The 12,865-nt window shown below is 60.2% G+C and carries 10 protein-coding genes; 8 read left to right on the top strand and 2 right to left on the bottom strand.

Features of this window, described 5'->3' with window-relative positions; all coding sequences use genetic code 11:
• Nucleotides 1-54 precede the first annotated feature (54 nt).
• Nucleotides 55-1,092, bottom strand: a complete 1,038-nt coding sequence (gene moaA, locus Mal15_RS22000; RefSeq protein ID WP_233902953.1) for a GTP 3',8-cyclase MoaA — start codon at nucleotides 1,090-1,092, stop codon at nucleotides 55-57.
• Nucleotides 1,093-1,631: 539 nt separating this feature from the next.
• Between moaA and Mal15_RS21995 the strand changes: the two genes are divergently transcribed.
• From Mal15_RS21995 to Mal15_RS21985, 4 genes are all read left to right on the top strand, one after another.
• Nucleotides 1,632-3,482: a DUF1800 family protein gene (locus Mal15_RS21995; RefSeq protein ID WP_233902952.1), complete on the top strand. Its 1,851-nt coding sequence runs from the start codon at nucleotides 1,632-1,634 to the stop codon at nucleotides 3,480-3,482.
• 90 nt (nucleotides 3,483-3,572) lie between these two features.
• Entirely contained in the window at nucleotides 3,573-5,093 is a 1,521-nt protein-coding gene (locus Mal15_RS21990) for a DUF1501 domain-containing protein (RefSeq protein WP_147869737.1), read from the top strand.
• A 76-nt stretch (nucleotides 5,094-5,169) separates the two neighbouring features.
• A complete protein-coding gene (locus Mal15_RS34185; protein ID WP_167546980.1) occupies nucleotides 5,170-5,349 on the top strand; it encodes a hypothetical protein in 180 nt (59 codons plus the stop codon).
• The gene (locus Mal15_RS21985; protein WP_167546979.1) at nucleotides 5,346-6,185 is read left to right on the top strand and encodes a biotin--[acetyl-CoA-carboxylase] ligase; all 840 of its coding nucleotides are present in this window, start codon (nucleotides 5,346-5,348) and stop codon (nucleotides 6,183-6,185) included. The genes Mal15_RS34185 and Mal15_RS21985 overlap by 4 nt, the downstream gene beginning before the upstream one ends.
• A gap of 253 nt (nucleotides 6,186-6,438) precedes the next feature.
• Here the strand turns inward: Mal15_RS21985 and Mal15_RS21980 are convergent, their stop codons facing one another.
• Entirely contained in the window at nucleotides 6,439-7,251 is an 813-nt protein-coding gene (locus Mal15_RS21980; protein WP_147869735.1) for an Fpg/Nei family DNA glycosylase, read from the bottom strand.
• A 324-nt stretch (nucleotides 7,252-7,575) separates the two neighbouring features.
• On the opposite strand from Mal15_RS21980, the gene Mal15_RS21975 reads away from it, so the two are divergent.
• The 4 genes from Mal15_RS21975 (at nucleotide 7,576) to Mal15_RS21960 (ending at nucleotide 12,863) form a co-directional block, all read left to right on the top strand.
• Complete coding sequence (locus tag Mal15_RS21975; RefSeq protein WP_147869734.1) at nucleotides 7,576-8,019, top strand: GntR family transcriptional regulator; 444 nt, start codon at nucleotides 7,576-7,578, stop codon at nucleotides 8,017-8,019.
• Between the two features lie 46 nt (nucleotides 8,020-8,065).
• Nucleotides 8,066-8,983: an ABC transporter ATP-binding protein gene (locus Mal15_RS21970; protein ID WP_147872330.1), complete on the top strand. Its 918-nt coding sequence runs from the start codon at nucleotides 8,066-8,068 to the stop codon at nucleotides 8,981-8,983.
• An 83-nt stretch (nucleotides 8,984-9,066) separates the two neighbouring features.
• Nucleotides 9,067-11,532 carry an ABC transporter permease gene (locus Mal15_RS21965; protein ID WP_147869733.1) on the top strand — a complete coding sequence of 822 codons (2,466 nt, stop codon included), beginning with the start codon at nucleotides 9,067-9,069 and terminating at the stop codon, nucleotides 11,530-11,532.
• Nucleotides 11,529-12,863: a hypothetical protein gene (locus Mal15_RS21960; RefSeq protein WP_147869732.1), complete on the top strand. Its 1,335-nt coding sequence runs from the start codon at nucleotides 11,529-11,531 to the stop codon at nucleotides 12,861-12,863. The genes Mal15_RS21965 and Mal15_RS21960 overlap by 4 nt, the downstream gene beginning before the upstream one ends.
• Nucleotides 12,864-12,865: the final 2 nt, after the last annotated feature.

Below are 12,865 nucleotides of genomic sequence, written 5' to 3'. Positions count from 1 at the left end.
TCCCACGGACGACGGCCCGGAAAGGCCATCGTACCCGGGGCGGAGAAAACGGCCTTACCCACCGATCGAATACATCGGGCGCTGCGGAGGCGAAAAGCTGCCGTCATCGATCCCGTGGCCGGCCGCTTTGGCCGAAACCGCCGCTTTGAACTGATCGATCAATTCGTCGTCACTGGCCCCGCTTCGCACCAGGTCGCGAATCGGAAACTCGTGTTGGGAAAACAGGCAGTTTCGAATCGCGCCGTCCGCGGTTAAACGAATTCGGTCGCATGCATCACAAAACGGCTCGGTCACCGATTGAATCAATCCGATCGGCTGTCCCCCGGCAAGCTGAAAATCGGTTGCCGGCTGCGAGGCGACTGGCGGCGGCACCGGATTCATCGGTCCGAATTCCCGTTCGATGATGTCGCGAATCATGTTTCCGCTGAGCACATTTTCGGTCCGCCAAGATCGGTCGGTGTCCAGCGGCATGAATTCGATGAAGCGTATTTGAACGTTTCGCTCGATGGCGAACTTTACCAGCGAAACGATCTCGGTTTCGGTGACCCCTTTGACCGCGGTCGTGTTCAACTTGATCGTCTCGAACCCGGTCGCGATCGCGGCGTCGATCCCGCGGACGACCTGATCGATCCCGCTTCGCCGCGAGACCTTTTGAAAGTTCGCTTCGTCCAGCGTGTCGATACTGATGTTCAATCGCTTCAGTCCCGCGCGACGCAGCGGACCGGCGAACTGTTCCAACAACATCCCGTTGGTCGTCAACGACAAGTCTTTCAAGTCTCCGATCGCGGAAAGCATGGCGACCAGCTTAGGTAAGTCCTTCCGCACCAGCGGTTCACCACCGGTCAAACGAATGTCTCCGATGCCGCAACGCGAGACCAACAGAGCGGCGATCCGCACGATCTCTTCAAACGTCAGCAACGTCTCCCGCGGCGCGAACTCGGCACCGACTTCCGGCATGCAATAAAAACAGCGCAGGTTGCAGCGGTCGGTCACGCTCATTCGCAGACTGCGGTGGACACGACCGAAACGATCGATCAGCGGATCGCTGCTGATTGTGCCAGTCGAAACTCTGTCAGGTGGAGGCGTGTTCAATCGTCTCGTTCGGATAGGAGGGCAGTTGGATACAGTCGCTGGCTTCTGGAAGTGACGTTCGACCGGCGCTCGTCCTCGGCTGAAGCGTCAGCATTCGTTGTACAGGAAACGAGGCGAACTGCCGACCAAATGGTGGCACCGTCGCCGAAATAGGATCCCCTGTATTTTCCATGCTCCGGCGAGCGTTGCTACGTCAAACTGGCCGCTGCCAGACGACGGGGCTAATTTGGAACCGTGAGCCGGCCCGTCGGAGCGGGCCGCGGATACGGACCGATACAAGACGGTGGCCCGAGCAGTCCTCAAGGGGGGAGCGTGGCGAATTATTTGCCAGTTAAGGAGTCGCTGGCCGTCGTTGCGCTTTGCATCGGGACTTCGTTGTCGCTAACTTCGAACACCTTGTCGCCGCCGAAGCGGACATTTTCGGCGTCCGGCCAGACTCATCTCCTGTCTCGTCTTTCCCTTATCGGCGGCCGGCGTGCCTTCCCGCCGACTCGTAGGTGGTGGTGGTCATGCGAACGCGATGCGATCGATTTCGAGGGGTGTTGTTTGTCCTTGCCGTGATCGGCTTCTCAGGACTCGACACCGCGGCACTTCAGGCCGGGGAGTTCCCGGTCAGCAGCGCCCGCGCGATCCGACTGACGAAGGCCAAGATTCGCGCGGCGCAATTTCTTTCCAAGGCGACGTTCGGCCCGACCCAGGAGTCGATCGATTCGCTCGCCCGCCGGATCAGCGAAGTCGGTTACAAACGCGCGACGTCGCAATGGATCGACCAGCAATTCGCGCTGCCGCCGACGTCACACCAGGACGTGGCGTTGGACATCATTCACGTCGACGGGAACCAGCCGGACACGCAGGGGATCGGCGTTTCGTTGTATCGGTACCAGGCATGGTGGCACATCGCGCTGACCGGCGAAGATCAACTTCGCCAACGCGTCGCTTGGGCGCTGTCACAGATCTTTGTGATCGGCGACTCGGGAACGGGATTCAACAACGACGACCGGCGATCGATCGGCGGAGGCCAGACGACGATCGTGGATTGGTTGGGGATGTCCAACTATTACGACATGCTGTCCGAGGGGATCGATGGAACATACCGCGAGCTGTTGGAAGACGTCACGTACCATCCCTGCATGGGAGACTGGCTCAGTTCCCGAGGCAATCGCAAAGCCAACCTTTCCGCCGGCCGGTTTCCCGACGAAAACTATGCGCGTGAAATCATGCAGCTCTTTTCGATCGGTCTGTATCAGCTGCACCAGGACGGCCGCTTAAAGACGGACGAGAACGGCAATTTGATTCCCACCTACGACAATGAACAGATCAAAGAACTGGGGCGACTGTTCACGGGATTCAAGTACAAGCACTACTCGAGGAACGACTTCTACGTGCCGCGCAACTTCGGCGAGCCGATGCAGATTCATGTCCCCGAGCACGACAACAACCTGAATTACTCCGAAGACCCGAACGCCCCGGCCAGCAAGACGGTCTTCGGCACGGTACTGCCGCCGCTTCCGACGACGTTGACGCAAGACGATGTGAAAGCCGAAATCGGCGCGGGGCTGGACGCGATCGCCGATCACCCCAACGTGGCGCCGTTCATTTGTCGCTTGCTGATCCAACGGTTGGTCAAATCCAATCCGTCGCGAGCCTACCTGCGTCGAGTGACACGGATTTTTAATGACAACGGCAGCGGAGTTCGCGGCGATCTGCGGTCGGTCGTCAAAGCGATCTTGACGGACCCGGAACTGTATCGTGGCCAACGTCCGGTCAGGCGTCGGAATCCGTTGCGAGTCGATGTGATCACCCGCGGCACGGAGTACAGCCGTCTGCGCGAACCGATTCTCCGCCTGACGTCGCTGATCCGCGCGATGCGACCGACGACCAACTACGCGGCCGGCTACATGATGCTTTCACGAAACGTCGGTGACGAGATCGGGCAGATGGCGTTCCGATCGCCCAGCGTGTTCAATTTCTACCTCCCCGACTTCCAACCCCCGGGCGACTTGATCGGCTACACACCGACGCGGCGAAACCCGTACGACTCACTGTTCGCGCCGGAGTTCCAGATCCTCAACGGCGTGACCGCCAACAAGACGCTCAACCGGTTACGAAGCTGGACTTACAACCGTTACGTGCAGTACGGGATGCGAAAGGGCAGTTGCCGGATCACGTTCCACTTGGAACCGGAACTGGAATTGGCCCGCGACCTGGACAACTTGGATGAGATCCTGAGGCGTTTCGATCTCTGGCTGTGCAACGGTTCGATGAGCGAAGCAACCAAGACCGGGATCAAGAACGCCATCCTTAGCGAACCGCAGGCCTCCAGCACCCAACGCGTGGAAGTGATGCTCAACGCCGTGTTGTTGTCGCCCGACTGTGCGGTGGAACAGTAGCCCGGGTGCGGTCCAATCGCCGCGTTGCCGCTTCGAGAGAGTTGACTCGGAGCCTTTCGAACACTTTTCTGCTCTTCCGGATCCATTGCCATGACTCTTCCCCGCAACGAATCGGTCTTCAATTCGCGTCGCGCGCTGCTCCAAGCTGCCGGCGGATGCGGCCTGATGACAAACACGTCGTTGATGGCAACGCTGTTGAATTTACAGGCGACCAAGTCGCTGATGGCGGCCGAAACCAATCCGACCGGATACAAGGCGATCGTTTGCCTGTTCCTGCTCGGCGGCAATGATTCCTACAACATGCTCGCGCCCTATGACGGCACGGCGACCAGCGGCGAATACGGAAACTACGTCAGCGTGCGCGGCGGGATCCACGACCCGGAGAACAACCCCGGCGGCCTGGCACTGGACCAAAGCACGCTGGTTCCGATCCTCGGCCCCGATTCAAGAAACTTTGGGCTGCACCCCGGAATGGCCTCCCAAGCCTATGACGATCCCCAGCCCGATCCGCTGCCCGACCCGTCCACCACCGGTGTGGCCGGGCTGTACAACACCGGGAAATTGAGCTTCGTCGCCAACGTCGGATCGCTGGTCGAACCGACCACGCGGGCACAATACAACGCCCGCGCCGGGCTTCCGCTCGGGTTGTTTTCTCATGCCGACCTACAACGCCACTGGCAGACCGGGTTTCCCCAATCACGCAGCCAGATCACCGGATGGGGCGGTCGGATGGCCGATCTGCTGCAAAGCACCAACTCGAACCCGACCGTCTCGATGAACATCTCGGTCAACGGAATGAACCTGTTCCAAACCGGTTCGGATGTGATTCCTTACGCCATCGGAACCGGCGGTGCCACCAAGGTGAACGGGTACGCGGGAAGCCTGGGACGGCAGGACCGGATGAATTCACGGGCCATCAACAACATCCTGGACCAGACCTACAACGATCTGATCGCAAAATCATTCGCCGAAACCAACCGCAACTCGGCCGAAGCCGCACTGCAATTCAACGACGCCACCGATGCGGTAACGATCGACACACCGTTTGCCAACGAGAACCCCAGCAATCAGCTCAAGATGGTTGCCAAGGTGATCGGAGCCCGGCAGGCCCTGGGCCAGACGCGTCAGATCTTTTTCGTCACCAACGGCGGCTGGGACAATCACAGCGGCTTGATCGGGGCCCAACAAACCAATCTGGCCGAAGTCAGCCGCGCGATCCGTTCGTTCTATGACGCCACCGTCGAACTGGGCATTCAAAACGATGTCGCCCTGTTCACCGCCTCGGACTTTGCCCGAACCCTGGGCTCCAACGGCCAGGGCAGCGACCACGCCTGGGGTGGTAACCAGATCGTCGCCGGCGGCAGCGTCGACGGCGGGAAACTGTTCGGCAAATACCCGACCGACTTGCTCAACCCCGTCGATTCGTTTGCCGGCAGCCTGAACCTCGGCCGGGGACGGCTGATCCCGACCACCTCGGTCGACGAATTCGCCGCCGATCTGGCGATGTGGTTCGGCGTCGGCAACAATCAGGATCTGGTCGACGTGATCCCCAACATCCGCAGCTTCTTCTCCGCCGGCTCCACCGCCGGGCCGCTCGGATTGTTCGTCTAACCGATGTGGGATAGGCTGCCAGCCTGCCGCCACGGTTTGACACGCTGGAAGCTGATCCCATCAATCGAAGACTCGGATGAGTTACGACAACGACGAAGACGACGATTTCGACTACGACGATTTCGTCGAGCGGGAATTCGGCACACCGCTGCGTTCCCGAGACACACCGCTGCACTGGCAGCTCGTCGCCATCGGATTGCTATTTTTGTTTGCACTCGTTACTTGGATGTCGCTCGGACTTTGGATGCCGTTTTGAACTGTGACCCCGACGTCACCCCCGGCTTAAGGCACACGCTCGGTGAACTGATCAGGGACGGAGTGATCGCGTCGGCGGTTTATCGCCAGAGCACCGCGTCGACCAACAGCGACGCGCTGGCCGACCTGCAATCCGGACAGATCGACGAAGGTTTGTTGCCGCGGCTCTACCTGGCTGATCGCCAGACCGCCGGCCGCGGGCGGCACGGCAACGCCTGGGTCAGCAAAGAAGACGCGTTGACGTTTTCACTGGCCGTGGACTTTGACCTGGCCCAGCACTGTGCCGCCGTCTTGTCCCCGGCCGTCGGCGTCGCCGTCGCACGTGCCATCGAATTCGCCTGCGCCCCCTGCCGCGTCGCGCTGAAATGGCCCAACGACATCTGCGTCCTGCGCTCACCCGAGCCTGCCGCCGCGCCGGCACTTTTTAAACTCGGCGGCATCCTGATCGAAACGGCCGCCTCGATCGATCGGCGGTTGGTGATCGGCGTCGGGTTGAACCTGAACGGCAAACCCGATCTGAATACCCCGCACGCCACCCCGCCGGCGTCGATCGCCGAAATCACCACGCGACACGTCGGTCGCGAAGCGCTGTTGAGCGCCCACGCGGAGTCACTCGCCGAAATGCTTGACGAGATCGCCGACGATCCGGCCGCACTGATCCAGCAATACCGAATGCGTTGTGCGCTCGCCGGCAATGAACTGTCGCTCAGGCAGAGCCGCGAACTGATCACCGGGCACTGCACCGGAATCGCCGACGACGGATCACTGGAGTTGATCGTCGATGGAACCCGCCGACACTTCCGCAGCGGCCAAGTCCATCGCATCCGCCCGGTGTAGCGACGGTGCTCCGAGTACGACGGCCCTTCCGGGCGGTCGCCTGTCGCCATTAGGATCGTGAAAATCATTGCTGACCAATTTCCCTGCCATTGCGAACAAGACAATGTTTCCAGGCAAGGGTTTTAGACTCGTTTCATTGCGAGACGATATCGAAATGAATCAGCAATACATTTCACCTCCCGAGCAGCGACCGGAATCGCCTAAAGGCTAGACACCAACGGTTGCTGAATCCTTGCCCTTGGATTCGGCGCGGTTATCCCACCGTCGTGTTCGCTTGGCACCGCGGGCACCAATACAGATTCCGTGCCGCGATTTCGATGGTTTCGATCGAATGTTGGCATCGCGGGCAGGTCGCTTTGCCATACACCCGAAACCGATCGCGACCTTCGAGTTTGGAAAGCGGCGCGCCGGCTTCCTTGGCCGTGACCGTCACGATCTTCCCGTACTTCAAACCCTTCCGCATCATCTTGATCAGGGACTGCCAAAGCACATCGAACGTCACCTCATCGATTGCGGTACCGGCAGTCCTCGGATCAAGCAAGGTCTCGAAGAACAACTCGGCGCGAAAGATATTCCCGACGCCGGCAATCACCGACTGATCCAACAGCAACGCGCCGATCGGCTTCTTGCTGCTTCGGATCTTTTCCCAAACCATCGCTTTCTTGCGGGCCGATGAACCACCGGCCAGCGGGTCGGGGCCCAGTTTGCCGACCACTTCCTCGCGGGTCTGCCTGTCGATGACACGGCACGTCGTTGGTCCGTTTAGATCGAGCGTTTTCGCCGGCCCCACCAGCCGCATGCGGACCAGTCCGACCGCCGGCGGAGGCGGCGCATCGTGCGCTCGGTATTTCCCATAGCGGCCGAGATGGACATGAATCATTCGATCGTTTTCGAAGTGATAAAACAGGTGTTTGCCGACCGCCTCGCAATGATCAAACACAATTCCGGAAACCTTGCGCGCGTCGCGGCGGAACCGGCCTTGCGGACTGGTCACCCTCAGCGGTTGGCCGGAAAACCAGCCGGTGTGCTCTCGGGCATAGAAATGTGTCTTGTGTCCTTCAGGCATCGCGATGGCAGTTTTGGAAAGTGATCAGGAAGATTGGAGTCAGTATCCGCAGTTGTCGAGTGCTTGATTCGGACTTCGGTAACTGGGTCATATGTGGTAGCGGAATTCGCCAAGAATTTCGGCTTTTCCCGTGTGGACTGCTGCGAGACGAAAACCTTGGCGGCTTCCGCTACGGGTTGCGGGACAAAGCCTAATGGTGGTTGACGCCCGCCGGCATCATCAGGGCAGCCACGACGAAAAAAGAATGTGATTGACAGCGGACTCGCACCACCGTACTATTTAAATAGCACACTAACCCACTGGTTCCTTGCCACAGGTCCAGCCATGTTTTTTTCGATCGACGTTCAAAGCGACGTTGCGATCTATTTGCAGCTTGTCCGGCAGGTCAAGTTCGCCGTTGCCGCGGGCACGATCCGCCCGGGGCAATTGTTGCCGAGCGTCCGCGCGCTCAGCAACCAAGTCGCGCTCAATCCCAACACGGTCGCCCGGGCTTTCAATCAACTGCAAGCCGACGGGGTGATCGAAACACTTCGCGGCCGCGGCATGGTCGTTCGCGACGGCGCGGTGGAGATCTGTCGCAGCGAGCGCGAGACGGTGTTGAACGAGCGGATCGGATCGGTTTTGTCGGAAGCCTGGCACGCGGGGCTTTCGAAAAAGCAGATCAAGACGTTCGTGGAGGACCACCTTCGCGAGCTGAGCGACACCGAGCCGGCGGTCTTGGTGACGTCGACCGATCCGGGGGAGAACGGGGGCGTCAAAGATGAGTAACGAAACAGCAACAAACGACCTTCAAGACGAGCGGAGTCAAAGTGCGATGGAACCCGTGATCACGACCGACGCCCTGACGATGCACTTCCGTCGTTGCGACGCGTTGATGGGTGTCAGCTTGGAAATCCGGCCAGGAACGGTGTTCGCGCTGTTGGGCGAAAACGGTGCGGGAAAGACGACGATGATTCGGATCTTGACCGGGTTCCAGAAACCGACCAGTGGTTCGTGTTCGGTGTGCGGGATCAACCCGCTACGCGACCCGCAGGGCGTGCGGCGTCAAATCGGCTACGTCTCCGACGCACCGGCGCTGTACGATTGGATGTCGGTCGCCCAGATCGGCGGTTTCACCGCATCGTTCTACGACGCCTCGTTTTTGCCGAACTACGAAGCAGCGATTCGACGCTATGACATCCGCCCCGAACAGAAGATCCGTCACCTTTCCAAAGGTCAGCGGGCGAAAGTTGCACTGTCGCTCGCGTTGGCCCACGACCCGTCGGTGTTGATTCTGGACGAACCGACCAGTGGTTTAGATCCCAAGGTGCGTCGCAACTTTCTCGAATCGATGATCGACCGCGCGGCGACGGGACGAACGGTGTTCCTGTCCAGTCATCAGATCAGCGAAGTCGAACGGGTTGCCGACACGATCGCGATTCTGCATCGCGGCCGGATCCGCTTGCACGGCCCGCTGGCGGAGATCCGCGAATCGATTCATGAAGTGGTCCTTGACGTCGACGATCCGCTGCGATCGATCGCACCGCCTCCGGATCCGGCCGAAGTGTTGACCGAGGAAACCTCGGGGCGTTCGCGTCAATGGTTCGTCCGGCATTTAACGCCCGAAATGGTTCATGGGCTTCGCGACACACCTGGCGTGACGGAGGTCCGGACGCGGGTGGCGACGTTGGAGGAGATCTTCGTCGCCTGCACGACCGACCGTCCGGCACCGGCGATGAGTGCGGCCATCTGATCGGATGGTTGAGATCAGCCGGCACGCGCAAGCGTCCGGGCCTCCCCCTCGCTGAGATCTGCACACCAACGACTTTTCTTGACATGACCACCGAAGCAACACTTTCTGCACTGACAACGACGCGGCGTGAAGCTTCGTCGACCGCCTGGTTCTGGTGGAAGGAAACGCGTCAACTTGCACCGCTGGTTGCCCTGCTGGCGATCGTCTCGTTATTGATCATCGTGATCAACGCCATGCTGGGTGCCGTGACGGGGGGTCACGTCGGTTTTCGGTTGCCCCACGAAGTGACGATGCTGGTCTTTCCGGGTCTGTTCGCGACCGGGGCGGGACCGTTGCTGGTCGGCCAGGAGCGGTCGCAACGGACCATCGATTGGCTGGCCTTGCTGCCGATCTCGGCCAAGCGGATCGCGACGACCAAATTAATGGTTGCGATGGCGGGTCTGGCCGTGATGTGGCTGTTTGCGCTGCTGGTCATCACGACGTTTGGCCTTGGACGACGCGAGACATCGTACTGGACGATCGGCGGTACGACCGGCTATTCCGGCAACCCGTTCAGCTATCCGGTCTGGATCTCCCATTCGTTGTTCGTCTTGGTGGCGGGCTTTTTTGTCGCCTGGCGGATCAAGAACCAATTTTATTCGTTGATCGCGTTGATCCCCTTGGCGTTCTCGCCGTTGATCGCGACATCGTTGGTTTCGGAGTATGTCGGCCGTTCGCTGCAGGCGGGACAACTGGATTGGATCAACTTTGGGTTCACGCTGTTGGGGATTGCGATCGTGACGCCGCTGACCTACCGGGCGGCGATCGGCACGCTCGGCGCAGCGGATGCCCCCACGGTGACGCCGCTGTTGGACGTCTCGACGCATTCCCCGGCGCGGGAAACGAATGAAGCGATCCCGCCGACCTTCGGCACCCAGGTCGCGCCGATCATTTGGCAATCGATTTGCTCGGCCCGGGGCATGTTGCTGGTGTTGGTCGGCATGCTGCTGATCAGCTTCCTCGCGGCCATTCAACTTGCGGCGGTGGATCGGTACCGCGGCATCACGGGGTTATTGTTTTGGCTGTTGCCGCTGGCCCCCTTGGCCGTTTGCTGGTTGGGGGTCAGCGTGTTCAAGCACGACGGGGCATCCGAGCGGGTGCGTTTTTTGGCCGACCGCGGCGTCTCTCCCACCAAGACGCACCTCGCATTGCACGCGGTGCCGATCGCCATTCTTTGCTGTTCGTTGTTGCTGTATGGACTTTGGAATCTGACGGTCGTTCATCGGGACGCGGTCTCCGATTTCGCCGCGGGATTGCCGTCGCTGGTGACGATGCTGATGATCGTCGTTTGGATCTATTCGATCTCTCAGTGGGTCAGCCAAGTTGTCCGCACGCTGATTTTGTCGGTCATCCTGGCCCCGATCCTTTCGTTGGTTGTGGTCGGCTGGCTGGTGTTTGCCTGCATCTCATTGGGATTCCCGATCTACGGGTTGATCCTCTGCGGGCTCGCTCCGATGGTGGCGACGTGCGTGATGATGCGGCGATACATGGACACAACGGACCGACCGTGGACCTTCGTCGCCGGCGGCGGCGTGGTCGGGGTGATCGTGTTGCTGCCGATCGGTTTTGCCGTCGCCCAGGTGCTCTCGGTCCCCGCCATGGATGCAACGCTGCGGTCCGAATTGCTCCGTGAAGCCCGACAAGAATCCGTCGGGAGTGCCCCGTCAGTCTGGTTGCCGATGACGGGATTGGCGGACGACGAAATGAGTCGGTACGATCCCTTCCGGGACAAGATGCAAGAGCTCGACGACTCCTGGGGCCGGTACGACCTCGATCCGCTGGAAACCGTCCAGCCGCTGCAATCCAGGGCCTCCGGTGAGGTGATCGCACATGTCGGTCCGTGGGAGTACACCCGCTGGCATGGCAACCTGATGCGGGCACGTATCCAATGGCGACAGATCCAAGACGATCAAGCGTGGACCGAATTGGCTGCCTGGCTGGACGCATCGGCAACGCTGCTTCCCGCCCTGCGTCGCAGCAGCCTGCTCATGGACCAGGAAGTCGCGGATCGTTTGGAAGTGCTGTTGATCGATACGCTGCAACGCGACGTACCGGTCGATCGTGGTGACGATGATGCCGTGCAGGCCGCTGTATCGGCCATCGGAACCCCCGCCAGTCGAGCCGCCGCACGTCGCCGCGCGGTGGTGGTGACGTGGCAACACAAGTTCCAGGACGACAGGGGACGCTATCTGAATCACAATCTGGCGGCACTGGAGTATCAACCTCCAGGGCTGGTCGGCTGGATTGAACCCAGGCTCTACGATTCGTTGGTCACCGCCATGCTGGAAGGGATCGAGGCCGCAGCGAACCATAGTGACGACATCGGTTGGCGTGTCAAACTCCACCAACTTCATCAATCCGGGGGCGTGTTCCAGGCGAGTCATTATGGCGATGAACTACGCTCCATGCCGGCGATCGCAACGATGACCCTTGGGGCTGTCAACGGTTACGGGCAGCTCTGGGGCCGCGACTGGGAATACGTTGAACTACAGATCAGGACACAACCATGAGCGCTTCCGCAAAAACCTTTCGAGACCGAACGATGATCGCATTGGCGATCGTTCCGCCGGTCGCGTTGCTGTTGTTCTGCGTCTCGGCGGCTGCGACCTGGCAGTCCGGAGCGGCACAGGTCCGGCCGATGCTTGAACGGTCGTTTCCGTCGGAACTGATCGATGCACCGCTTGCCCTGGCCGCCGGCGACACGGCTCGAACGAGCAAGGAGCACACCCATTCCTACCGGGAGCTGTCGTCCGCGATCAACGCGCTCAACGACCAATACCACCTCCTGTTTGAATTGCTGAACGAACAGGAAGACTTGTTTGAAAACCTGGATGAAGAGCACCCGATCGACAAGTATCTGGACGGCTATCTGACCCAAGCGGCGCCTTTGCTGGACATGGCCAAACAGCTCAAACTGAACGAGGCCTCGATTGGGCACGCTGATGAATTCGGAAATCCCAACCACTATTCCAGCGGGCTGATCTCCATCCGTGGCTTGCCCGAAATGCTGCGAGCGGAATTTAGGGACGCGGTTCGCGCCAAGCAGACCGATCGGGCGATGGAAGCGTTCCGAATCTTTCACGCATTGGAGATCCGACCGACCAATCAGGACTCGCTCCGCATTCTTCCATTGGTCAGCCAGTCGATCGCCACCGGGATTTGGAGTGAATCCGAATTGGGTGAAATCGTTCAACTGGTCGAAACGTCACCGGATTTGAATCAGGCGTGGCAAGACCGCATCCGCTCGACCACACTGGCGCAGATCCCTTGGTTGCTGCGTGGCGAAATCGTCGAGACGTGGCGACGCGATTGGATGCCGACAACGTTCGCCCCGAGTCGTCGCATCGCATGGCTCGATCGCAACCACGAATTCTCACGTGTCGGCGGGATCGGAACATTCGGTGCGATCAAACGTGTGATGAAACTGCAAGAGAAGTTCCGTCGCGAATCGCGTTCCGCGTTGGACCTGGCCCTGCAGATTCCCGGGTACCATCAGTACTACAGCCCGGGGCAATCGAATGACTACATTGCGACCGTCTACACGCGCGTCGCAAACGAACGCCGGCACGCCCGGACGGCCGCCGCGGTGGCGACCTACAAGTTGACGTTCGGCCAATACCCCGCAAGCCTGGACGATTTGGCGAGGGTCAACCTGCCGGTCCGCGAGACACTCGACCCGCTCGGTGCGCCGTTTCAATTCGAGTCCGACGGGGAGACGTGCGAATTGGCAAACGCCGCGATCTGGTTCACCGACGGCCGCGGACGCAGCGGTACGTTCGGCAGTCGCGAAGGAACGCTTTCCTCGATTTTGCAACAGTTGGTCGTGCTCAAATTCCGCTGATC

Source organism: Stieleria maiorica (assembly GCF_008035925.1).
GTDB lineage: Bacteria > Planctomycetota > Planctomycetia > Pirellulales > Pirellulaceae > Stieleria > Stieleria maiorica.
Note: the sequence above shows the minus strand (reverse complement) of the source record. Positions and strands in the feature narration are given on the sequence as shown.

Bases quoted from the DNA above. Each gene is read 5' to 3' on its own strand.
- Mal15_RS21980 (WP_147869735.1), bottom strand. From the start codon at position 7,251: ATGCCTGAAGGACACAAGACACATTTCTATGCCCGAGAGCACACCGGC.
- Mal15_RS21960 (WP_147869732.1), top strand. From the start codon at position 11,529: ATGAGCGCTTCCGCAAAAACCTTTCGAGACCGAACGATGATCGCATTG.
- Mal15_RS21990 (WP_147869737.1), top strand. From the start codon at position 3,573: ATGACTCTTCCCCGCAACGAATCGGTCTTCAATTCGCGTCGCGCGCTG.
- Mal15_RS21970 (WP_147872330.1), top strand. From the start codon at position 8,066: ATGGAACCCGTGATCACGACCGACGCCCTGACGATGCACTTCCGTCGT.
- Mal15_RS21975 (WP_147869734.1), top strand. From the start codon at position 7,576: ATGTTTTTTTCGATCGACGTTCAAAGCGACGTTGCGATCTATTTGCAG.
- Mal15_RS21965 (WP_147869733.1), top strand. From the start codon at position 9,067: ATGACCACCGAAGCAACACTTTCTGCACTGACAACGACGCGGCGTGAA.
- Mal15_RS34185 (WP_167546980.1), top strand. From the start codon at position 5,170: ATGAGTTACGACAACGACGAAGACGACGATTTCGACTACGACGATTTC.